Annotated in this window: 21 protein-coding genes and 3 pseudogenes; 20 read left to right on the top strand and 4 right to left on the bottom strand. The window is 70.6% G+C overall.

Features of this window, described 5'->3' with window-relative positions:
* Nucleotides 1–397: 397 nt before the first annotated feature.
* The 19 genes and pseudogenes from EFK10_RS41855 to EFK10_RS41765 all read left to right on the top strand — a co-directional run.
* Nucleotides 398–649 carry a hypothetical protein gene (locus EFK10_RS41855; protein WP_127360879.1) on the top strand — a complete coding sequence of 84 codons (252 nt, stop codon included), beginning with the start codon at nt 398–400 and terminating at the stop codon, nt 647–649.
* On the top strand, nt 649–1,041 hold the full coding sequence (locus tag EFK10_RS41850; protein ID WP_127360878.1) for a DNA-binding protein: 393 nt from the start codon (nt 649–651) through the stop codon (nt 1,039–1,041). The genes EFK10_RS41855 and EFK10_RS41850 overlap by 1 nt, the downstream gene beginning before the upstream one ends.
* A 556-nt stretch (nt 1,042–1,597) precedes the next feature.
* Nucleotides 1,598–1,964 (top strand): annotated as a pseudogene (locus tag EFK10_RS41845) (Hsp70 family protein); the annotation flags it as partial.
* 4 nt (nt 1,965–1,968) lie between these two features.
* A pseudogene (locus tag EFK10_RS41840) lies at nt 1,969–2,160 on the top strand (thioredoxin family protein); the annotation flags it as partial.
* Between the two features lie 29 nt (nt 2,161–2,189).
* A complete protein-coding gene (locus EFK10_RS41835; protein WP_127360876.1) occupies nt 2,190–2,453 on the top strand; it encodes a UBP-type zinc finger domain-containing protein in 264 nt (87 codons plus the stop codon).
* Nucleotides 2,453–4,216 (top strand): FAD-dependent oxidoreductase, encoded by a 1,764-nt coding sequence (locus EFK10_RS41830; RefSeq protein WP_127360875.1) that lies wholly within the window; start codon nt 2,453–2,455, stop codon nt 4,214–4,216. The genes EFK10_RS41835 and EFK10_RS41830 overlap by 1 nt, the downstream gene beginning before the upstream one ends.
* Before the next feature lie 995 nt (nt 4,217–5,211).
* Nucleotides 5,212–7,389: an FUSC family protein gene (locus EFK10_RS41820; RefSeq protein WP_127360873.1), complete on the top strand. Its 2,178-nt coding sequence runs from the start codon at nt 5,212–5,214 to the stop codon at nt 7,387–7,389.
* 553 nt (nt 7,390–7,942) lie between these two features.
* Nucleotides 7,943–8,068, top strand: coding sequence for a hypothetical protein (locus tag EFK10_RS53655; protein ID WP_407647247.1), 126 nt, complete (start codon nt 7,943–7,945; stop codon nt 8,066–8,068).
* 150 nt (nt 8,069–8,218) lie between these two features.
* Entirely contained in the window at nt 8,219–8,725 is a 507-nt protein-coding gene (locus tag EFK10_RS41810; RefSeq protein ID WP_127360872.1) for an Hsp20/alpha crystallin family protein, read from the top strand.
* Between the two features lie 148 nt (nt 8,726–8,873).
* Nucleotides 8,874–9,014 carry a hypothetical protein gene (locus EFK10_RS48185; RefSeq protein WP_164836375.1) on the top strand — a complete coding sequence of 47 codons (141 nt, stop codon included), beginning with the start codon at nt 8,874–8,876 and terminating at the stop codon, nt 9,012–9,014.
* Nucleotides 9,015–9,053: 39 nt separating this feature from the next.
* Nucleotides 9,054–10,076 carry a non-homologous end-joining DNA ligase gene (ligD, locus tag EFK10_RS41805; protein WP_127360871.1) on the top strand — a complete coding sequence of 341 codons (1,023 nt, stop codon included), beginning with the start codon at nt 9,054–9,056 and terminating at the stop codon, nt 10,074–10,076.
* 152 nt (nt 10,077–10,228) lie between these two features.
* Nucleotides 10,229–10,675 (top strand): general stress protein, encoded by a 447-nt coding sequence (locus tag EFK10_RS41800; protein ID WP_127360870.1) that lies wholly within the window; start codon nt 10,229–10,231, stop codon nt 10,673–10,675.
* Between the two features lie 53 nt (nt 10,676–10,728).
* Entirely contained in the window at nt 10,729–12,645 is a 1,917-nt protein-coding gene (gene dnaK / locus EFK10_RS41795) for a molecular chaperone DnaK (protein ID WP_127360869.1), read from the top strand.
* Between the two features lie 7 nt (nt 12,646–12,652).
* Entirely contained in the window at nt 12,653–13,240 is a 588-nt protein-coding gene (gene grpE, locus EFK10_RS41790) for a nucleotide exchange factor GrpE (RefSeq protein WP_127360868.1), read from the top strand.
* Between the two features lie 6 nt (nt 13,241–13,246).
* A complete protein-coding gene (locus EFK10_RS41785; protein WP_127360867.1) occupies nt 13,247–14,200 on the top strand; it encodes a DnaJ C-terminal domain-containing protein in 954 nt (317 codons plus the stop codon).
* The gene (locus EFK10_RS41780) at nt 14,197–14,541 is read left to right on the top strand and encodes a chaperone modulator CbpM (RefSeq protein ID WP_127360866.1); all 345 of its coding nucleotides are present in this window, start codon (nt 14,197–14,199) and stop codon (nt 14,539–14,541) included. The genes EFK10_RS41785 and EFK10_RS41780 overlap by 4 nt, the downstream gene beginning before the upstream one ends.
* Nucleotides 14,532–17,171 (top strand): ATP-dependent chaperone ClpB, encoded by a 2,640-nt coding sequence (gene clpB, locus EFK10_RS41775; protein WP_127360865.1) that lies wholly within the window; start codon nt 14,532–14,534, stop codon nt 17,169–17,171. The genes EFK10_RS41780 and clpB overlap by 10 nt, the downstream gene beginning before the upstream one ends.
* A gap of 14 nt (nt 17,172–17,185) precedes the next feature.
* Nucleotides 17,186–17,665 (top strand): thioredoxin, encoded by a 480-nt coding sequence (gene trxA, locus EFK10_RS41770; RefSeq protein ID WP_127360864.1) that lies wholly within the window; start codon nt 17,186–17,188, stop codon nt 17,663–17,665.
* Nucleotides 17,662–17,802: pseudogene (locus EFK10_RS41765) on the top strand (UBP-type zinc finger domain-containing protein); the annotation flags it as partial. The gene trxA and the pseudogene EFK10_RS41765, both read left to right, overlap by 4 nt.
* Before the next feature lie 189 nt (nt 17,803–17,991).
* On the opposite strand, the gene EFK10_RS51500 reads toward EFK10_RS41765, so the two are convergent.
* From EFK10_RS51500 to EFK10_RS48175, 4 genes are all read right to left on the bottom strand, one after another.
* A complete protein-coding gene (locus EFK10_RS51500; RefSeq protein WP_240677800.1) occupies nt 17,992–18,492 on the bottom strand; it encodes an ATP-binding protein in 501 nt (166 codons plus the stop codon).
* Nucleotides 18,449–20,359 (bottom strand): SpoIIE family protein phosphatase, encoded by a 1,911-nt coding sequence (locus EFK10_RS41760; protein WP_240677799.1) that lies wholly within the window; start codon nt 20,357–20,359, stop codon nt 18,449–18,451. Before EFK10_RS41760 ends, EFK10_RS51500 begins: the two co-directional genes overlap by 44 nt.
* Before the next feature lie 151 nt (nt 20,360–20,510).
* The gene (locus EFK10_RS48180; RefSeq protein ID WP_164836373.1) at nt 20,511–20,786 is read right to left on the bottom strand and encodes a hypothetical protein; all 276 of its coding nucleotides are present in this window, start codon (nt 20,784–20,786) and stop codon (nt 20,511–20,513) included.
* A gap of 73 nt (nt 20,787–20,859) precedes the next feature.
* Entirely contained in the window at nt 20,860–21,006 is a 147-nt protein-coding gene (locus EFK10_RS48175; protein WP_164836372.1) for a hypothetical protein, read from the bottom strand.
* On the opposite strand from EFK10_RS48175, the gene EFK10_RS41750 reads away from it, so the two are divergent.
* A complete protein-coding gene (locus tag EFK10_RS41750; protein ID WP_407647248.1) occupies nt 20,993–21,229 on the top strand; it encodes a tyrosine-type recombinase/integrase in 237 nt (78 codons plus the stop codon). The genes EFK10_RS48175 and EFK10_RS41750 overlap by 14 nt on opposite strands.
* The last annotated feature ends 210 nt before the right edge of the window (nt 21,230–21,439 follow it).

The following is a 21,439-nucleotide window of genomic DNA, read 5'->3' as shown; positions in this document are numbered from 1 at the left end:
CCGACCAACGCCAGGTGGACTGGCAGTTCACCACCCACGACGCACGCATCAAACTGCGCCACCTCTATCCCAAAAATTAGCTACGACAGTCTACTAGGGGCCCGACTCCGAAGAGTTGGACCCCTCCTGACCTGCATGTTTGCCAGATCAGCGACGTGGTGGTATGTCACCCACTAGACGTTGAAGCGGAACGTATCCAGGCCGATTCTGACCTGCGGCGGAACCCTGAACAGGGCTTTGACCAGGGATTTCTACGTTTGGTTGCGTTGGCCTCCGACGGGCGCTTGCGGGTGTCCTGCGGACTGCCTGCGGACCGACTACACCTCCGACGAGGCCGAGCGTCGCCTTCGAGGCTGCCCCCACCCAGACACTTACCACCGATGGTAAGATTGACACCATGAGCAGTAGCAGGAAGTATTCGATCAGCCTGCCCGAGGACCTCGCCGAGGCCGTGCGCGCCCACGTCGGCCCAGGCGGTTTCTCCGCCTACGTCGCCGAAGCCCTCGAACAACGGGTCGCCATGGACAAGCTCCGGGAGATCGTCGCCAACTTCGAGACCGACAACGACAAACTCACCCGTGAGGAGGTCGAGGCCGCCCGCGCGCTGCTACGCCATGACCACCGGCAGGTCGGCGGGGCCGCTGCCTGATGCCCGGCACCCTGCTGCTCGACAGTGAAGGCCTCTCGAAGCTCTACCGCAAGGACCGTACCATCGTGGCTCTTGTCCAAGCGGCATCAGAAGAGGGCGTCCGCGTGGCCACAAGCGCAATGACCACCCTTGAAGCCGACTACGAGCACATCCACCACGCCCGCATCAAGTGGGTCCTCTCCCGCGTCGACGTTCACGACGTCACCAAAGAGGTCACCGACCAGGCCGCCGCCCTCCTCCGCGCCCACCATCTCCATGGCCACAAGTACGCCATCGACGCCGCATTCGCCGCTATCGCCCGCACAGCGCCCCAGCCGGTCACCGTCCTCACTTCTGACCCCGAGGACCTGACGCTCCTCTGCGGCCCCGCCGTAGAAGTCGTCAAGGTGTGAAACGCCCGCCGCGCCGGAGTCGGCCGGGGCCCGCTGTCGACACCCCGCACTCGCCGTGCGAGGACCACGCGGACAGGAGGAAGTGCCCGACCAACCAACAGGCAAGCCGCGCAGTTTTCTTGACGGGTAGTCAGACGTTGAAACGGAGCGTCGACGACTCCCCTACCACCTGCATCGACGGCCGGTTCGAGAACACGATCCAGCGTGGGGCCTGTCCCGCGCGAACGTCTGAAGTTTCTGGTAGCTGACGCCCTGCGGCGACGACCTCAAGTCCATGCGCCGGTACCCTCCTGAGGCACCCTCGCCCCGGTGTCGGACTCACCTGTCGCCATCGCAGTCCTTACCCCGGGTGAATGACGCTATCTCCCGTCGCACCCGGACAGTCGTCCCATAGGGTGATCGGGCAGTCACGCACAGAGGAGTCCAATGCCCTGTAGGGTGCCAGAAGGTATGCATAGCCCTTGATTAGGCACTTTGCAGCTCCAGGCGATCATGGCAGGCTCAGATCGCATGGCGTTGCGCATGCTCTATCTGGTCTTCCTCCGACTCCTCGGTCAACGACGCCCAGCGCACGCCGCCCCGAGGACGCCGGACGCATAGCCGACCTCGACGTGCTGCGCATATCAACGAGCCGACCGCGGCCGCACTCGCCTCCGGTCTGGACAAGAAGCAGCACGAGACCGGGCTGCGGTACCTTCGACGTCAGCCTCCTCGACGTCGGCGATGGCGTGGTCGATGTGCGGTCCACGGCGGGCGACAGCCATCTGTACGGCGACGGCTTCGACCGGCGCCTGGTGGACCACCCCGCCGACAAGTTCCAGCAGGAGAACGGCATCGACCTGCGCAAGGACCCGCACGCGCTGCAGCGGCTGTTCGAGGCTGCGGACAAGGCCAAGACCGAGCTGAACTCGGTGACCCAAACACCAGCTCGCCGGCGAGCTCAAGCTCGTCAAGGTCGACATCGACCGGTCGCCGGCCCTCGCGCAGCGGTTCCAGGTCATGGCCGTGCCGACCCTGGTCCCGCTCGATAAGGGAGCGGAGATGCCCCGCCGGGTCGGTGCCGCCCCCGCCCCGGAGCTGCGCCGCTGGGTGGAGGAGACCATCGCGGGCCGCGGCTGAGCAGTCCCGCCCACGGAAGGCGAACCCTAATGGCCACGATTCCCGACCCGCACCTGGCGATGGTGCGCCCAGTGACGCCGCGTACCCCGGGGGGCTGCGAGGAGTGCCTCATGGAGCGTTCCCCGTGGGTGCACCTGCGGCTCTGCCTCACCTGCGGGCACGTCGGCTGCTGCGACTCCTCGCCCCTCAAGCACGCCAGGCGGCACGCGGGCAGCGCCGGTCACCCCATCGTGCAGTCCTTCCAGCCGGGAGAGGACTGGCGCTGGTGCTACGTCCACGAGGCCCTGGTCTGATGAGCGGGGCCGAGCACAAGCAGAGTGCGGTCCGCGAGACACCGGACCGATACGGGGCGTTCCCGCGCCTGACGCCGGAGCAGCTCGAGGACCTGACCGCGCACGGTGAGCGCCGCAGGACCGCCGAGGGCGAGGTGCTGTACCGCGAGGGCGAGCCGTTCCGGGAGTTCCTCGCGATCCTCAGCGGGACCGTCGAGATCCTCCACGACCACGGCGGGCCCGACGAGCGCACGGTGGCGGTGCACGGACCCGGCAGGTTCCTGGGTGAACTCGGGCTGCTGGAGGGCCAGGCGGCGTTCAACACCGCCGTGGTGCGCGAGGCGGGCGAGATCCTGGCCGTACCGGTGGAGCGGCAACGCGCCCTGGTCGGCCGCGACCCCGTCCTCGGCGACCTGATCCTCCGCGCTTACCTGGGCCGCCGGTATCTGCTCATCGGACTCGGCGCCGGCTTCCGGATCCTGGGGTCGTGTTATTCACCGGACACGCTGCGGCTGCGTGAGTTCGCCGCCCGCAACCGGCTGCCCCACCGCTGGGTGGACCTGGAGAAGGACAAGGAGGCGGAGGCGCTGCTGCGTCGGTTCTCCATCCGTCCCGAGGAGACTCCGGTGGTCATCTGGAAGGGCGAGCGGGTGCTGCGCAATCCGAGCAACGCCGAACTCGCCCGGCTCATCGGGCTGCCCGCCCCCTCGCCGGAGGTCGGGCGGTGCGACGTGATGGTGGTCGGTGCGGGCCCCGCGGGACTCGCCGCCGCCGTGTACGGTGCCTCCGACGGCCTCACCACGGTCACCGTCGACGCCGTGGCCACCGGAGGCCAGGCCGGTACCTCGTCTCGCATCGAGAACTACCTTGGCTTCCCGTCGGGCATTTCCGGGGGCGAGCTCATCGAACGCGCGGTGCTCCAGGCCAACAAGTTCGGTGCCCGCCTCATGGTGCCGGCCCAGGTCAGCGGGCTCACCCCGCAGGACGACGAGTACGTCGTCACCTTCACAGACGGGTCCCGGGCCCGGGCCGGCGCCGTGGTGCTCGCCTCGGGCGTGTGGTACCGCAGGTTCGAGGTGCCCGGCATCGACCGCCTGGAGGGCACCAGCGTCTACTACGCGGCGACGGTCCACGAGGCCAGTCTCTGCCAGGCGGATCCGGTCGCCGTGGTCGGCGGCGGGAACTCCGCTGGGCAGGCGGCGCTGTTCCTCGCGAACCACGCGTCCAGGGTCCACCTCCTCGTCCGGGGCGGTGACCTCAACGCGGACATGTCGCGCTACCTGGTGGACCAGGTGGAACGGCACCCGAAGATCGAGGTGCTGCTCCACACCGAAGTCCGGGGCGTCTCCGGGGAGGAGAAGCTGGAGTCGCTGATGGTGGAGGACAACGCAAGTAGTGAGCGCCGGGAGCTGCGGGCCGCGGCGCTGTTCGTGTTCATCGGGGCCCGGCCGCGCACGGAATGGCTCAGGGGCGTGCTGGCCCTGGACGAGAAGGGCTTCGTCCTCACCGGCGCCGACGCCCAGGCGGCGGCCGACGCGACCCGGTGGGCCTCGCTCGGCCGTGGTCCGTTGCTGCTGGAGACCACCCTTCCCGGGGTCTTCGCCGCCGGCGACGTAAGGAGCGGCTCGGTCAAACGGGTGGCCTCGGCGACCGGTGAGGGTGCCATGGCGATTCGCCTCGTGCACGAGCACCGGGAGCAGACGGGCAACCTGGTCCGCACCGCGGGCCCCGAGTGGCGTCGGCCGGTGGCGGGCCAGTCCGTGTCCTGGCGCTGCCCCCCCTGACGGACCCCGTAGGCGGCCCGGCCCACCACACGCTCGTCCTCCCAGCCTGCGCCCAGCGCACCGCCGACGGTTCCCATGGACGTGATGAACCGGGCCAGGGAGAGGTAGTACCCGGCATCGGGCTGGTGCCCGAAGGCCGGGCGCAACGACTCCGGTGTGAGCAGGAACGCCGCGGTGACATGGACGAGCACGAACAGCGTGGCGTACAGGCAGGCGATGCCGATGAAATCACGGCGCCGAGGTTGAACAGGCGTGCCTGCTGCCGGGCGATCTCGTCGCGCGGACGGTCCCACAGTTCGTGGTCGACGACCAGCCAGCCGACCAGCGCGGTGATCGACAGCAGGGTGAACACCGCGTCGCGGAGCGGCCCCACGTAAAGGGTGACCCGCCAGATGTCGCTGCTGATGAGACGCCGCGGTGGCGAACACGCCAGCGAGCGCTCGGAGAGGCCGGTGAACAGCAGCCAGGGCCGGTTGACGCGGACTATCCCGCCTTGCAGCCGCAACCGCCCGCGGACGCCGGGAAGGACGTAGTGCTGTGCCTCGCTGGTGTACTGGATCCTCCCGGGTGGCAGGGCGTTGCCGGACTCCGGGATCAGCGCTCCGATCACGCCGAGGGCCGCTCCCGTCAGCCGGTGGGCGACGCCCATCAGGCTAAGCATGGGCAGCGACAGCAGCGCGATGTGCTCCGGCGGGCTGATCATGGCGATGACGGGGCGGGTGTTGTCCCGGTTGGGCAGGTCCGTCACCCTTCTTCAGCCGCTTCGCGACCTCCGTCGGCCATCCCGGATCGGCCACGAGGACGACGTCGAGCCGCGGCCGCTGGGGCTGGACAGGCGGCGCTAGGGGTGTGGTCATCCATCGCCCTGTACGCGAGGGTGCCGGTTTGTGAGTGTAGGTCGGCCCGGGGTCGCGCGCCCGCCGAGCGCGGCGCGGCCAGGAGGCGGCGGCGCGGCCGACGCGACCCGGCAGGGCGTTCCGGCTAGGCTCACACCCGTGACGTGGCTGCGGGCCTTCGGGGAGGTCGTGCGATCCGGGCTCACGATCGAGGAGACGCGGCTGGAGCCCCTGCTCGCGCTGCGCACGGCCGCTGGGGTAGCGATCGTCATCGGGCCGGCGCTGTCGCTGGTCTCCCCTGCGTACGCCGCGTCCGCCGCCCTCGGTGCCTACTCCGCGGGTGGGGCCACCTTCCAGCGCACCTGGCGTCCACGCAAGGTGATCGCGCTCGGCGCGGGCGCGGGTCTGGCGCTCAGCACCTTCGTGGGCTACCTGGCGGCGGGGCGACTCGTGACGTTCCTCCCACTGCTGGCCGTATGGGCCTTTGCCGCGGGGATGGCGTGGGCCGTCGGATCGACCGCTGGGATCGTCGCAGCGACGACGGTCGGCAGCATGCTGGTGACCATCACCCTGCCCACGAGCGTCGGGCGAGCCCTGGAGCACGCCGGGGTCATCGCGCTCGGAGGCGTGGCGCAGGCCGTGCTGATCTTGCTGTTCCCGATCCGCCGTTGGGGGGCGCATCGTGACGCGCTCGCCGACGCCCTGGCCGCCGTGGCGGACTACGCCCGCCGGCTGCGGCACGACCCGACCGCCCCCTTCGACCCGGAGCCGTTGATGACGGCGCGGGACGCGGCCGCCGTGACGCCATCACAGGCCCGCACCCGTCCCCCCGTCCTCCACGGCCCCCGGGGCCTCGCCGAGCGCATTCGGCCGGTCGTCGCCGCGCTCGCCGACCCGGACGTCGGCGCCCCGGCGGAGGGACCCGGGCGGGACCGCGCGCGGGAGTTGCTCGACGCGGCCGCCGACGTCCTGGACGCGGCCGCCCGTTCGATCCGCCGCGGCACTCCCACCGAGGTGCCGCCCGGGAGCGCGGACGTCCTGCGCGTCGACGAGGAGCACGAGGTGCTGGAGGGGCCCGCGCGGCAGGCCGCCGAGCGGCTCGTGGAACTACTCGGCGAGGCGTTGGAGATCGCCGGGAGCGGCGGCGCGCGCGGGAAGACGCCCACCCCGCCCGGCCCCGCGGGCGCCCAGTTCCTGGTGCGCCCGACAATGTTCCGGCTGCTCCCGGTCGTCGTCCGGGCGGTCCGCCGTGAGCTCCGCCGGGACTCGCCCGTGTTCCGGCACGCCGTCCGCCTGGCGGCGGTGGCCACGCTCGGCTATCTGATCGCCGCCCGGCTACCCCTGGGCCACGGCTACTGGGCGCCCATCGCCTCGGTGATGGTGATGCGGCCGGACTTCCACCGGACGTACGCGCGTGCGGTGGCCCGTCTCGCCGGGACCCTGGCGGGGGTCGCGCTCGCCACCGGGATGGTGCGGGCCCTGGCCCCGGACGCCCATGTGTTCGGCGCGCTGGCGGTGGTCTCGGCGGGCCTGTCGTACACGCTGATCCGTACCGGCTACGCCTACTCCCAGTGCTTCACTGCCGCTTACGTCGTCTTCCTGCTCGGCATGGGCGGCCAGGCATGGGAGCAGACGGTCCCGGAGCGGGTGGTGCTCACCCTGCTCGGCGGGGCCCTGGCAATGCTGGCGTACGTGGTGTTCCCCGCATGGGAGACGCCCCGGCTGCCGGGCCGGCTTGCGGACTGGCTCGCCGCCAACGGCCGCTACGCGGCCGCGGTGCTCCGCAGCTACGCCGAACCGACCCGGGAGCATCGCACCGACATGCGCAGGGCACTGCTGGCGAGCAGGGAGGCACGTGCCGCCTGGCAGGAGGCCTACGACCGGGCAAGGCGGGAACCGGTCCGCCCCAGGGGTCTGACGTCGCGCGAGGCGGAGGAGGCGCAAGAGGCGCTCAAGAGGTTCGGCCGGGCGGCGATGCTCATGGAGAGCCACGTCCCGCGGGCCGACAGCCGTTTCGTCCCCGAGGCGGAGCGGTTCGCCGAGGCCCTGGAGGCGGACACCGCGCAGGCGGCAGTCGACGTGCGCGAGCACAGGAATCCGGACTGGGGGCGCGTGGAGGAGGCGCTCCACGCGTGGGAGGGCGCCGCCGCCGGGGACCGGAGCCCGGTGGTGCGGCGCGGGGCGGAACTGCAGAAACGGGCCTTGGAGGACCTCGCGACGGCCGTGAGCCGCACACCCCTGGAACGGGACGTCGGCTCCGCTCGCGAGGAGCAGCGGGTGCGGGCGGCCGTGGCGGCGGAAGGTGACGGATCAGGACCCGCGCCCCGGGGTGGGTGACGGCGCCGGCGCCGGAGAGCGCCGCGCCTCCTGGAGCGGGAAGTAGTCTCCCGGCCGCGTCGAGCGCCGCCACCCCCGCCCTCGGCTCCCGGCGTCTGCGGCGCCGGGTGCGGCAGGCGGTGGTCGGCGCCGTCAGGCAACTGGCCGCGCAGGACGAAGAGCCGGTGGATTCCCCGGTCGTCGGCCGTCCGGCACCCGGGGAGGAGTCCAGGCGCGAGCGCCATGCGGTGCCGGGGCTGCGCGGCCACGTCCGCCTGGTCCTGGGCATGGTGCGCGCCAACCGCCCCTGGGCGGCTGTTCACGAGCCTGTACCGCGCCCTGGCGGGCGTCTTCGCCACCACGGCCGTCGGGTTAATCAACTGCACGACCTGGCAGGCCGTCACCGCTCAAGGCATCTCGCAGCTGACGCTCCTCGCCGCGCTGTCCACCCTCGCCCTCACCGGGTGGATCATCATCGACCACCGGCTGTGGGAACGCGCCCACCCGCGGCTACCATCTCGCGTCGCTGCCGGGGTGCAATCGCGCCCGCGTCGTCACCGACTGGCTCCTCGACGTGCTGCTTCCCCGTCAGGTCGTCCAACTCGGCCTGGTCCGTGGCCCCGTCGTACCGCTGGAGAACGCCGCCCCCGAACTCCCGGTGCTGCCGCACAGTCAGAGCTATGGCACCAGGCCCGCCTGAGAGCCCGCGGCAGTGAGCCGTCGTCCCACGGCGATGCCCCACGCCGAGCGCCCCGCGGCGTGAATGTGTGAGGCCGGTGTGCATGAGGCCAGGAGGGGTAGCTGAACCAATGTCCGATTTGTCCGCAGTTTTATCGCGGAGGTGAGTCGTATGACGCTGCCCGCACGACGACAGCGATCCGGAGGGCTGGCCGAACGGCGGCTCCCGGGCTGGACAAGGGACCCGCTGGCCGAGTTCGACGACCTGTTCCAGCGGATGGGACAGCTGATGGAGTCCACGGTCGGCGGAGGCGCCGCTGCGGCGGGTGTGGCTCAGTGGACGCCGCTGGCCGACATCTACGAGACGGACGACGCGTACCAGATCGAGGTGGAGCTGCCGGGGGTCAAGGCGGACGACGTCAACATCGAGGTCGCCGACCGGGAGCTGACCGTCAGCGGTGACATCAAGGTGCGCGAGCGCGAGGGTCTGCTGCGTCGCAGCACCCGGCAGGTCGGCCGGTTCGAGTTCCGCGCGGTGCTGCCCAACGAGGTGGACGCCGAGAACGTCAGTGCGAACCTGGACGGGGGTGTGCTCTACCTGACCGTCCCCAAGGCGCAGGCCGCCAAGCCCCGCCACGTCGAGATCCAGAGCGGCAAGGGCGAACAGGGCCAAGGCTGACCCGTCGGCCTCCGGCGGGGCGGGGAAAGGCAGCGGCCCAGTACGTGTCGACAGTCACGTCCCCGTCGCGCCGGAGCCATTGCATGATGGACGGGCAGGACTGTCAGCAATTCCTGCCCGAAACCCATCAAGCGGAAGCCGGCCGGCCATGAGTCAGCATGTTCACGTCCGCCTCAACCACGGCCTGGCCGTGTCCGAGGACGGCGATCTGATCGAGCAGTCCCGCTGCCGGTGCGGCGCCACCTGGACCAGGACGTTCCAGGCAGCGGAGGACGATCCCGAGCGCTGACTCTCCGAGGCGGGCATCCGAACCCGGGAGGAGGAGGCCATGCGGGCCGGACTGTTGGACCGGCTGCCCGTGGAACAACGAGACCGCCTGCGCTGCCCGCCAGCGGACGGGCACGCGGTGGACCGGCCGATGCTGGCCGTGCTCAGCGGCCGGCGGACCTTCGACGGTGGCTGGCTCTTCGAACGCAAACTGGACGGCGAACGTGCCCTCGGACTGCGCAGCCATGACCGCGTTCAGCTCCTCTCCCGCAATGGCCTGCCCCTCAATGCCACCTACCCCGAGGTCGCGGCCGCCCTGGCGGAGCAGGAGTGCTCCGACTTCACCGTGGACGGCGAGATCGTCGCATTCCGAGACGGCCGCACCGACTTCTCCCTCCTGCAACGACGGATGCAGCTCACCGACCCGCGCACGGCCCTGGCCAGCGGGGTCCCCGTCGTCTACTTCCTGTTCGACCTGCTCCGGCTGGACGGCTGCGACACCACCCGGCTGCCGCTGCGCACCCGGAAGCAGTTGCTGCGCAGCGCCTTCGAGTTCCGCGGACCGCTGCGCTTCACGCCGCACCGCAACCACGGCGGGCAGGAGCTCCTGGACCAGGCGTGCGCCCGCGGCTGGGAGGGGCTGATCGCCAAGCGCGCCGACTCGGTCTACGTCGCCAGACGGTCGTCCGACTGGCTCAAGCTCAAGTGCGCCGCCGGGCAGGAGTTCGTCATCGGCGGCTTCACCGAGCCGACCGGCAGCCGGGCCGGCTTCGGCGCGCTGTTGCTGGGCTACTACGACGGCGGGCGCCTGCGCTACGCGGGCAAGGTCGGTACCGGCTTCGACCGGGCCACCCTGCTCGACCTGCGCCGCCGCCTGGAGGCTCTGCGGCAGTCGCGTTCCCCGTTCGAGGCGGGGCCCGAGATACGGGAACGCGGCGCGCGCTGGGTGCGTCCGGAGCTGGTCGCCCAGATCGGCTTCACCGAGTTGACCAGGGACGGCAGGCTGCGGCACCCCCGCTTCCTCGGCCTCCGCTTCGACAAGAAGCCCACCGACGTGGTGCGCGAGGTGCCTGCCTCAGGCTGACGGCCGAGAGGGACGACCGACGAACACCTCGTTGCGCATAACTTTTGCCGCATATCAATTGATTTGAGTACTTTGTCCCTTCAGGGGAATGGGAGTGGGAAGAGGTGGTCACGAAGCCTGTCAGGGTCGGGGTACGGCCGGAGGAGGCCGAGATGAACGACCAGATGCGTCGGAGCATTGCCTCGTACGAGAGCTACGCCGAGGCGGAGCGGGCCGTCGACTTCCTGTCCGACCGGGGGTTTCCGGTGGACCGGGTCGCCATCATCGGCCAGGACCCGCAACTGGTGGAGCAGGTCATCGGCCGGATGGACTACGGTCGGGCCGCGCTCAACGGGGCCGCGTCCGGCGCGCTTCCCGGAGTCCTCATCGGCTGGATCTTCGGCCTCCTGAACTGGCTCGACCCGGTTGTCGGCGGGCTGGTGCTGGCGCTGTACGGGCTGATCTTCGGAGCCGTCGTGGGCGCGCTGCTCGGCATGGTGTTCGACGCCGCCCAGCGCGGACGCCGCGACTACGAGGTGCTGACGGACGCCGAGGTCGCCGACGAGGCCGCGCGGCTGCTCGCCAAGCCGTCGGACCGGGAGCACATCGCCGCCTCCTGACCTTCCCCTGCGGCCCGTCTCCGCCCGCGGCCGATCGTGAAAGGAGCTTCCTTATGGCCAAGGCAGTCGGAATCGATCTGGGCACCACCAACTCGGTGATCGCCGTGTGGGAGGGCGGCGAGGCGAGGGTCGTTCCCAACGCCGAGGGCAGCCGGACCACACCCTCGGTGGTGGCCTTCACCGACACCGGCGAACGGCTGGTGGGCCAGCTTGCCCGCCGCCAGTCGATCCTCAACCCCAAGGGAACCATCACCTCCGCCAAACGATTCGTCGGCCGCCGCTACGACGAGGTCACCGAGGAGACCAGGGCCGTGGCCTATGACGTCGTGGAGGGCGAGGGCGGAGCGGTACGGTTCAAGGTCCGCGACAGGCTGTACGCGCCGGAGGAGATCAGCGCGCTGATCCTGCGCAAGCTCGCCGATGACGCCGCGAAGTCGCTGGGCGAGCGGATCACGGAAGCCGTTATCACCGTACCGGCGTACTTCAACGACGCCCAGCGCACGGCCACCAAGGACGCTGGGCGGATCGCGGGCCTTGAGGTGCTCAGGATCATCAACGAGCCGACCGCGGCCGCGCTCGCCTACGGCCTGGACAAGCACCAGCACGAGACGGTCCTCGTCTTCGACCTCGGTGGCGGCACGTTCGACGTGAGCATCCTCGACGTCGGCGAGGGCGTGGTCGAGGTGCGGTCGACGGCCGGTGACACCCACCTCGGCGGTGACGACTTCGACCGCCGCCTGGTCGATCACTTGGCGGACAGTTTCCAGCGTGACAACGGCATCGACCTGCGCCAGGACCCGCAAGCACTGCAGCGGCTCTTCGAGGCCGCCGAGAAGGCCAAGACCGAGCTGAGCTCGGTCACCCAGACACAGGTCAGCCTGCCCTTCATCACCGCCGATGCGTCGGGCCCGAAGCACCTGACGGAGACGGTGATGCGGTCCACCTTCGAGCAGATAACCGCCGACCTCGTGGAGCGCTGTCTCGCCCCCATCGAGCAGGCGATAGCCGACGCCAAGGTCACCGACACCGACATCGACGAGGTTATCCTGGTCGGCGGTTCGACCCGGATCCCCGCGGTCCAGGCACTGGTGCGCCGACTGACCGGCGGCAAGGACCCGAACATGAGCGTCAACCCCGACGAGGTCGTGGCGGTGGGCGCGGCCGTCCAGGCCGGGGTCCTCAAGGGCGAGGTCAAGGACGTGCTGCTCCTGGACGTCACCCCGCTGTCGCTGGGCGTGGAGACCCGTGGCGGTGTCATGACGAAAATCGTCGAGCGGAACACCACGATTCCCGTCCGCCGCACCGAGGTGTTCTCGACAGCCGAGGACAACCAGCCGGCTGTCGACGTCGTGGTGCTGCAGGGCGAGCGCGAACTCGCCGCCGACAACCGGGTCCTGGGACGCTTCCAGCTGAAGGACATACGGCCCGCACCGCGCGGCGAGCCGCAGATCGAGGTCACCTTCGACATCGACGCGAACGGCATCCTGAACGTCACGGCCCGTGACAAGGACACCGGGGCCGAGCAGTCCATCACCATCAGCGACACCACCAATCTGGACCGCGGCGAGGTGGAGCGGATGGTCGAGGAGGCCGAGAAGTACCGCGGCGAGGACCTGGCCCGGCGGCAGGCCGTCGACGCCCGCAACGAACTCGACGCGGTGGCCTACCAGGTGGAACGACGCCTCTCCGAGCTGGGCGACGCGGTCCCGCAGCATGAGCGGGCCCGGGCCGGGATGCTGGTCGGCGACGCCCGGCAGGCGATCAAGGCCGAGGCGGATCTGGACCGGGTGCGCGGCCTGACCACCGAGCTCCAGCAGATCTACCACTCCCTGGCCGGCCGGCAGGCAGGCGCTGCCGCCTCCGCGGAGGGCGCGCCCGGCCCGAGCGGCTCCGAGGCAGCGGGCGGCACCAGGACCGGCGGTCCCGGCGGTGACGACGACGTCATCGACGCCGAGTTCGACAAGAGCTGAGGCACCCATGACCAGCCGGCACGAACCACAACCGCCTCCCACCCACAAGCACGCGGCGACCGCACCGCCGGAGCCGCAGGCCGCCCCGGACGCCCCGAAGACTGCGGAAGCGCAGGAGAAGACCCCCGGGACTCCGAGGGCCACGAGCGCCCCGGACGAGTACACCGAGGCACTCGAAGAGGTCCAGGACCGCTGGCGCCGGGCTCTGGCCGACCTGGACAACCTGCGCAAACGGCATGCCCGGGAGCTGGAGCACGAGCGGCAGACCGAGCGTGCCCGCGTGCTGGCGGCACTGCTGCCCGTGGTCGACAACCTGGAGCTCGCCCTCGCACACGCCGAGGCCGACCCTGATTCCATCGTCGAAGGGATCAAGGCGGTGCGGGACCAGGCCGTCGAGATACTGAACCGGCTCGGCTATCCACGCCAGGAGGAGACCGGCATCCCGTTCGACCCCTTCAAGCACGAGGTGGTCCGCGTCGTCGAGGACCCGCACACCGAGCCGGGCACGGTCGTCGGAGTGCAGCGCCCCGGCTATGGCAGTCCGGAGCGCCAGCTGCGTCCGATGGCCGTCACGGTGAGCAAGCCGCGGGAGTGACCGCCGATGGCACGGGACTTCTACGAGGTGCTGGGCGTGCCGCGCACCGCGAGTGCCGACGAGATCCAGCAAGCGTTCCGCAAGCTTGCCCGCCGCTACCACCCCGACGTCAACAAGGACCCCGCGGCCGAGGAACGCTTCAAAGAGCTCAACGAGGCGTACAGCGTGCTGTCCGACCCCGGGCAGCGGGCCCGCTACGACCGCTTCGGGCCGGATTTCCGGCAGATCCCCGAGGACTACGACGAGCGGGTCGCCGCGGCCGCAGGCGCCGGGCGCGGCGGATGGCCGGGCGGTGTCGGTGGCGGACGGGTCCGGTACGCGAGGGACACCGCGGAGGGCTTCGGAGGCTTCGGGGGCGCCGGCGTCAGCTTCGAGGACCTGTTCGGCGACCTGTTCGGTGCGGGCGGCGCGCCCGACCGGGTGGCGGGCGCGGACCAGGAGGCCGAGCTGCACCTGTCCGTCGAGGAGGCCTATCGGGGCGGCCGCCGCAGCGTCACCCTCGCCGGTCCCGGCGGGCCGCGCACGTACGACGTGACCATTCCGCGCGGCGTGACCGACGGGCAGCGGATCCGGTTGGCCGGTCAGGGCGGCCGGGGCAGCGGCGGCGCCACGGCGGGCGATCTGTACCTGCGGGTGCGGATCGAGCCGAATCCGCTGTTCCGGCTGGATGGCAGGGACATCCATGTGACTCTTCCCGTCGCGCCCTGGGAGGCGGCGCTCGGCGCGACCGTGCCCGTACCCACCCCGGGCGGCACCGCCAAGGTCACCGTGCCCGCCGGTTCGTCCAGCGGGCGCAAGCTGCGGCTGCGCGGCGAGGGCATGCCCAATCCCCGTGGCGCGCCGGGCGACCTGTACGCGGAGGTGCGGATCATGGTGCCGCCCAGACTCAGCGACCGGGAACGCGAGCTGTTCGCCGAACTGGCCGCCGCCTCCTCCTTCGACCCCAGGAGGCAACGATGACCGTCCGCCCCCGGCAGGCACCGTCGCCGACGCGCTACCCCCTGGCGCCGACACCCCGTATCAGCCTGGACACCGTCGCCCGGCGCTCGGGGCTCCATCCCGAACTGGTCCGGCGGTTCGTCGCGCTCGGCCTGGTGGACGCGGACCGCGACGCCCACGGCCAGCTGCGGTTCGACCGTACGGCACCGGCGCGGCTCGCCCGTATCCAGCGGCTGCGGGCCGGGCTCTGCCTGAACTACGCCTCGATCGGCCTGGTTCTCGACCTGCTCGACCGCATCAGCCTGCTCGAAGCCGCACTGCGGCGCAGCGGGGCTAGGAGTGATCTACCGCCATGGACATGAACCGCCTGACCCAGAAATCGCAGGAGGCCCTTCAGGAGGCCCAGACCCTCGCGGTCCGCCTCGGGCAGACCGAGGTCGACGGCGAGCACCTGCTGCTCGCTCTCCTCGACCAGCCCGACGGCCTGGTGCCGCGCCTGCTCGACCAGGCGGGAGCCGGCACCGCGGCCCTGCGCGAGGCCGTGCGCGCCGAGCTGTCACGCAGGCCCAAGGTGACCGGCCCCGGCGCCGCGCCGGGACAGGTGTTCGTCACCCAGCGGCTGGCGAGGCTGCTGGACACAGCCGAGCAGGAGGCGAAGCGGCTCAAGGACGAGTACGTGTCGGTGGAGCACCTCGTCCTCGCACTCGCCGATGAGGGCCCCTCCACGGCCGCGGGACGCCTGCTGAAGGAGCACGGCGTCACCAAGGAGGCGTTCCTCAGTGCGCTCACCCGGGTGCGCGGCAGCCAGCGGGTCACCTCGGCGACGCCGGAGGCCGCGTACGAGGCCCTGGAGAAGTACGGCCGCGACCTGGTCGCCGAGGCCCGCGACGGCAAGCTCGACCCCGTGATCGGCCGGGACGCCGAGATCCGCCGGATCGTGCAGATCCTCAGCCGCAAGACCAAGAACAACCCCGTGCTCATCGGCGACCCGGGCGTCGGCAAGACCGCCATCGTCGAGGGGCTCGCGCAGCGCATCGTACGCGGCGACGTGCCCGAGGGGCTGCGCGACAAGACCATCTTCGCCCTGGACATGGGCTCCCTGGTCGCGGGCGCCAAGTACCGAGGCGAGTTCGAGGAGCGGCTCAAGGCCGTCCTCGGCGAGGTCAAGGCAGCCGCCGGGCGGATCCTGCTCTTCGTCGACGAACTGCACACCGTGGTCGGCGCGGGCGCCGCCGAAGGCGCCATGGACGCCGGCAACATGCTCAAGCCCATGCTGGCCCGCGGCGAGCTGCACATGATCGGCGCCACCACCCTGGACGAGTACCGCAAGCGGGTCGAGACGGACGCGGCGCTGGAACGCCGCTTCCAGCAGGTGCTGGTGGACGAGCCGGGCGTGGAGGACACCATCTCCATTCTGCGCGGGCTCCGCGAACGCCTGGAGGTCTTCCACGGCGTGAGGATCCAGGACACCGCGCTGGTCGCGGCAGCGACCCTCAGCCACCGCTACATCTCCGACCGGTTCCTCCCCGACAAGGCCATCGACCTGGTGGACGAGGCGTGCGCCCGGCTGCGTACCGAGATCGACTCGATGCCGGCGGAGTTGGACGAGATCAGCCGCCGGGTGACCCGGCTGGAGATCGAGGAGGCGGCGCTGGCCAAGGAGACCGACCCGGCGAGCCGCTCCCGGCTGGAGGAGCTGCGCCGCGAACTGGCAGACCTGCGCGCCGAGGCCGACGCGATGCACGCCCAGTGGGAGGCCGAACGCCAGGCCATCCGCCGGGTCCAGGATCTGCGGCAGGAGCTGGAGCAGGTACGCCACCAGGCCGACGAGGCCGAGCGGAGCTACGACCTCAACCGGGCCGCCGAGCTGCGGTACGGCAGACTCGCCGACCTGGAACGCCGGCTGGCCTCCGAGGAGGAGCAGCTGGCCGCGAAGCAGGGCGAGCACCGGCTGCTGCGCGAGGTGGTCACCGAGGAGGAGATCGCCGAGATCGTCGCCGCCTGGACCGGCATCCCCGTCTCCCGCCTCAAGGAGGGCGAACGCGAGAAGCTGCTGCGGCTGGACGAGATCCTGCGCGAGCGGGTGATCGGCCAGGAGGAGGCCGTCAAGCTGGTCTCCGACGCCATCATCCGGGCCCGTTCCGGCATCCGCGACCCACGCCGTCCCATCGGGTCGTTCATCTTCCTCGGCCCCACCGGGGTCGGCAAGACCGAGCTGGCCAAGACCCTCGCCGCGGCGCTCTTCGACTCGGAGGAGAGCCTGATCCGTCTCGACATGAGCGAGTACCAGGAACGGCACACCGTCAGCAGGCTGCTCGGCGCGCCGCCCGGATACGTCGGCTACGAGGAGGGCGGACAGCTCACCGAGGCGGTACGCCGCAAGCCCTACTCGGTGATCCTCTTCGACGAGGTCGAGAAGGCGCACACGGACGTGTTCAACACCCTGCTGCAGATCCTGGACGACGGACACATCACCGACGCCCAGGGCCGCCGGGTGGACTTCCGCAACACCGTCATCATCATGACCTCCAACATCGGCTCCACCCACCTGCTCGACGGCGTCACCCCCGAAGGCGAGATCACCTCCGAGGCCCGGGCCCTGGTGATAAGTGAACTGCGCGGCCACTTCCGCCCGGAGTTCCTCAACCGCGTCGACGACATCGTGCTGTTCAAGCCCCTCGTCCTGAAGCAGATCGAGCGGATAGTGGAGCTCCAGTTCGACGAGCTGCGCCGCCGTCTCGCCGAGCGCCGGATCACCGTCGAACTCACCGAGAACGCCCGCCAGGTCATCGCCCAGCAGGGCTTCGACCCCGTCTACGGTGCACGGCCGCTGCGCCGCTACATCTCCCATGAGGTCGAGACCCTCATCGGCCGGGCCATGCTGCGCGGCGACGTCCAGGACGGAACCGCGATCCACGTCGACGCCAAGAGCGGCGAGCTGTTTGTCAGCTATGACCATCCCGAGGCGCGCGAGACGCCGAAGGCGGCGTGACAGCAATGCCGACAATGCCGAGGCAACACCAGGGGCAACCGCAGCGGCAGACCGTCACCTGCCCCAACTGCGGGCGCACGAACCGCGTCCGTGCGGCCGCCGAGGGGTGGCCCCGCTGCGGCAACTGCAAGGCCCCGCTTCCGTGGATCGCCGACGCGGGCGACGACGACTTCGCCGAGATCGCCGAGCAGGCGGCCCCGTACGTCGTCGTCGACCTCTGGGCCCCCTGGTGCGGTCCCTGCCTGATGGTCAGCCCCGCACTCGAACAGGTCGCCCGCGAACTGGCCGGACAGATCAAACTCGTCAAGGTCGACATCGACCGATCACCCGAGCTGGCGAGGCGATTCGAAGTACAGGCGGTGCCCACATTGCTGGTCCTCCACAAGGGGGAGGTCATCGCCCGGCAGACCGGTGCCGCACCCGCGCACCTCCTGCGCCCGTGGGTCGAGGGGACCATCGCCGGACACCGACCCGGCCAGTCACCGGAAGGGTGATCACCAGGACCCGGCTCTGCCTGACCTGCGGCCACGTCGGCTGCTGCAACTCCTCGCCGCTCAAGCACGCTCGTCACTACGCCGGGACCGGCGGGCATCCGATCCTGACGCCGACGGAGCCCGGTGAGCACTGGCGCTGTGTTCCCGCGACCCTGAACGGACGGCGCCCCGCTGGGGCGTGGATCGGGGTGGGGTACTACGCGACCATCAACCGGCAAGTTCTGGACGGCAGTTGGCGCGGCCGTTACTCCACTGCCGGACCGAGCAAGGGGGAGTGCCATGCGATGCCGGGGAAATCGAGTACGGGCCTTACCGGGTTATCGGGGCTACGGTGGGAGGGCTTGTTCGGTCCAGACGGTCTTGCCGTCGGGGGTGTAGCGGGTGCCCCAGTTCTGGGCGAGTTGGGCGACGATGAACAGGCCGCGTCCGCCTTCGTCGGTCGTCCTGGCGTGGCGCAAGCGCGGTGCGCAGGTGGAATTGGTGTCGTGGACCTCGCAGGTGAGGGTGCGTTCCTTGATGAGGCGTAGTTTGAGGGGTGGGGTGCCGTAGCGGATGGCGTTGGTGACGAGCTCGCAGACGATCAGTTCGGTGGCGTAGGTAGTTTCCTCATCCACGCCCCAGGCGGTGAGTTGGCGTTGGGTGTGGGTGCGAGCGGTGGCGGCTGCTGTGGGGTGGTGGTCGAGATGCCAGGTGGCGATGTGGTCGGTGGGGAAGGTGTGGGTGCGGGCGAGGAGGAGGATGGCGTCGCCGGGGCGGGTGTCGCTGTGTAGCCGGTAGAGGGCGTCATCGCACAGGCCTTGGAGGGGGCGGTGGGGGTCGGCCAGCACCTGCCGGAGGGGACTGGGGTCGCCTGGGGTGCCGGACGGGGGGGGTGGGAAGGAGGGAGGTGGTGTAGAAGGCGAGGATGCTGCCGTCGGCGACTGCGACGGTAGCGGTGTCGAAGGGTGGTCCTTCGGCGCTGCCCAGGGGAGGTCCGGTGGGCAGGTCGGGGATCTCGGTGGTGCCGTCGGGGTGGGCGATGACGGGTGCGGGGTGGCCGGCCCGGGCGATGACGCACGTGCGGGCGATGGAGTCGTAGACGGCATGCACGCAACTAGCGGTGAGCGCCTCCCGGTGCAGCGGGTCGCCGGGCGGGAGAGCGGCGCGTTCGTGGGCCAGGAGTATTGCCGTGTCGTTGAGGCGTGCGAGGAGCTCGTCGGGTTCCAGGTCGAGTGCGGCCAGGGAGCGAATGACGGTCCGTAGCCGTCCCATGGTGGTGGCGGCGTGGATGCCCTGGCCTGCGACATCGCCGACCACCAGGGCGGTGCGGGCACTGGACAGGGCGAAGGTGTCGAACCAGCCACCTCCGCCCTCATCGCCGGACACGTGCAGGTGGGCGGTTTCCACGCTGCTCTGTGCGGAAGGGCACGGAGGCAACAGGTGGCGCTGAAGGGTTGCGGCGATGGTGTGCTCGCGGCTGTAGCGGCGGGCGTTGTCGATACACAGGGCGGTGTGGGCAGCCAACTCGAGGGCGAGGGCGACTTCCTTTTCGTCGAAGGGTTCGGCCTGTTGGGTGCGGTAGAGGCTCACCAGTCCGAGCAGGGTGCCGCGCAGAGCCAGGGGGGCGGCGAGGAGTGTGCGGGCACCGGATGCGCGGACCGCCTCGGCGCGTTCGGGATCGGCTGCCAGCCAGGTCGTGTCGGGGCCCAGGACGACGAGGCGGGGCTTGAGGTCGGCCAGGGCCTGGGCGTAAGGGGTCGGGAACGGCAGGCTGCGCACGTCGCCCACCGGATGTGCCTGGAGCTGCTGCTCGCCGCCGCTGTGGCGGAAAGCGGCACGGCGCAGCGGCACATCCCGGCCGAGGGGGCCGAGCGGGGGTTCCTCGCCGCGCACCACAGAGTCCAGGACTTCCACCACCGCGATGTCGGCGAAGCCCGGCACGAGGGCTTCCACCAGTTCCTGGCAGGTGGCCATCACGTCGAGGGTCTGTCCCACCCGCTTGCACACCGCGCCGAGGACGCGCAGACGGGCACGCGTCTTTTCGCGTTCGGTGACGTCGTCCACCGCTGCCGCCACCCCTAGGACCGCCCCCTGCGGGTCCTGAAGGCGGAACGCCGAGATCCCGGCCATGTACGTTCGTCCCGGGTCGTTCTTGGGATGCACGCGCACCACACGCTCCGGCGCGGGCAGGCCGCTGTCCAGCACACCCTGCAGCATCTCCTCCACCTCGTCGGGAGCGGATAGACCGTACACATCGGTCAGGGGACGCCCCAGGATCTGTTCAGCGGGCACGCCGCACATTGCCTGCGCGGCGATGTTGGCCGACTCGATCCGCAGCTCCTTGTCCAGGACGTGCAGGCCTACCGGTACGTGGGTGAACAGGGCTTCCAGCACCGCGGCCCCCACACCGGGCGAGGTGCCCTCATTCGCTGGCGCCTGGAAGACAGCCCAGGCCACAGAGCCGTCCTGGCGCAGCACCGGCCGCACCCGCAGGTCGACGTCGACCGAGCGGCCGTCCCCGCGGTGAAGCGCCACCTCACCACGGCCCGACTCCGCACAGTGGCCAGACATCGCCGCGGTGCGGGTGACCAGGTGTGTCGCCAACCGCCCGACTACCCCGTCCGCCGCACGCCCCAGCAGCTCCTCCGCCTCGCGGCTCCACTGCAGCACCACGCCCTCGCCGTCCACGACCATCAGCGGAGCATCGCCGGCCACGGCAACCACCTCCATCATCCAGCCTGACCCTGTGCCGCTCGAAAGTCATAGCTGCCACGTCCTGGGTTCCGCAGAAGTGGGTGGGGTCTAGGGCTCGAATTGTCGGGCTGACCTGCAGGAATGCATGCTGGAGCGTCGCCGGGGCGTGTGCCTAGGCGGTTGCGTTGCCGCGGGTGGGTGGGGGTGTGACCTCGAGGAACCGTTGCAAGGCGGGGATGTCCAAGGCAGCGAGGATCGCGTGCTGGGCCTTGGTGATCTCGGTGCACTGGCGGAACGTCCCGGCGGGGCCGGTGAAGGTGCCAACGTGCAGGCGCTCGAGCTGGCGGCGGAGGTTGGACCAGGTGTCGTGGCAGGTGGTCTCGATAATGCGGATCAGCAATACCTGCTTCACGCGCTGCGCGAGTTCGAATCGTTCTGCTACGGGCACCGGCCCCGCCGGGTCCTGAATCAGGCCGCCCCGCTTCGACCACTACCCAAACCGATCACCGAAACAGGGGAGATCAGGAACCTGCAGGTCTGTCGGCAAGAGCGACTCGGCGGAGGGCGCCCGCGCGGCGCGGCAGTACGAACAACTGCGGCAGGCCGCCGTCCACGGCGGCCACCGTCACGGCCTCGGCCTGCGGCAAGGCCGGCATTACGAAGGGCACCGGACCCCACGCCTTGCGGCACCACTACGCCAGCCTGCTCATCAAGCACGGCGAGTCCGTCAAGACCGTCTCCGAGCGCCTCGGCCACACCAACGCGGCCATGACGCTCAACATCTACACCCACCTGTGGCCCGACTCTGAGGAGCGGACCCGGGCCGCCGTCGACAAGGCGTACGCGGACAGCCCCGACGAGGGCGACCCGCAGGCTCAAGAGGCGGCGTAGCAACTCTCCCGCGCTGACTCCGCGTCAGCGCGCTTGCGGACTCGGTGCGGACCGCTAAGCCCGCCCGACCCCCTCCGCCGCAGGTCAGACCGCCCTCCGCGAGATCAACTAGACGTTGAAGCGGAATATCCAGTGCAGAGCTGCGACCTGCACAAACGTCGTCTTGAAGGGGTCCGTCCCAGCACGATCCCAGCACGGGAGGTACATCCC

Origin of the sequence: Streptomyces soli (genome assembly GCF_003999195.1) — a bacterium.
GTDB classification, from domain to species: Bacteria; Actinomycetota; Actinomycetes; order Streptomycetales; family Streptomycetaceae; genus Actinacidiphila; species Actinacidiphila soli.
This window is presented reverse-complemented; position numbering and strand designations above follow the sequence as displayed.

What these genes read in the sequence shown, in the direction of transcription:
- EFK10_RS41855 (WP_127360879.1), top strand. Translation starts at nt 398, where the DNA reads ATGAGCAGTAGCAGGAAGTATTCGATCAGCCTGCCCGAGGACCTCGCC.
- EFK10_RS41850 (WP_127360878.1), top strand. Translation starts at nt 649, where the DNA reads ATGCCCGGCACCCTGCTGCTCGACAGTGAAGGCCTCTCGAAGCTCTAC.
- EFK10_RS41835 (WP_127360876.1), top strand. Translation starts at nt 2,190, where the DNA reads ATGGCCACGATTCCCGACCCGCACCTGGCGATGGTGCGCCCAGTGACG.
- EFK10_RS41830 (WP_127360875.1), top strand. Translation starts at nt 2,453, where the DNA reads ATGAGCGGGGCCGAGCACAAGCAGAGTGCGGTCCGCGAGACACCGGAC.
- EFK10_RS41810 (WP_127360872.1), top strand. Translation starts at nt 8,219, where the DNA reads ATGACGCTGCCCGCACGACGACAGCGATCCGGAGGGCTGGCCGAACGG.
- EFK10_RS48185 (WP_164836375.1), top strand. Translation starts at nt 8,874, where the DNA reads ATGAGTCAGCATGTTCACGTCCGCCTCAACCACGGCCTGGCCGTGTCC.
- ligD (WP_127360871.1), top strand. Translation starts at nt 9,054, where the DNA reads ATGCGGGCCGGACTGTTGGACCGGCTGCCCGTGGAACAACGAGACCGC.
- EFK10_RS41800 (WP_127360870.1), top strand. Translation starts at nt 10,229, where the DNA reads ATGAACGACCAGATGCGTCGGAGCATTGCCTCGTACGAGAGCTACGCC.
- dnaK (WP_127360869.1), top strand. Translation starts at nt 10,729, where the DNA reads ATGGCCAAGGCAGTCGGAATCGATCTGGGCACCACCAACTCGGTGATC.
- grpE (WP_127360868.1), top strand. Translation starts at nt 12,653, where the DNA reads ATGACCAGCCGGCACGAACCACAACCGCCTCCCACCCACAAGCACGCG.
- EFK10_RS41785 (WP_127360867.1), top strand. Translation starts at nt 13,247, where the DNA reads ATGGCACGGGACTTCTACGAGGTGCTGGGCGTGCCGCGCACCGCGAGT.
- EFK10_RS41780 (WP_127360866.1), top strand. Translation starts at nt 14,197, where the DNA reads ATGACCGTCCGCCCCCGGCAGGCACCGTCGCCGACGCGCTACCCCCTG.
- clpB (WP_127360865.1), top strand. Translation starts at nt 14,532, where the DNA reads ATGGACATGAACCGCCTGACCCAGAAATCGCAGGAGGCCCTTCAGGAG.
- trxA (WP_127360864.1), top strand. Translation starts at nt 17,186, where the DNA reads ATGCCGAGGCAACACCAGGGGCAACCGCAGCGGCAGACCGTCACCTGC.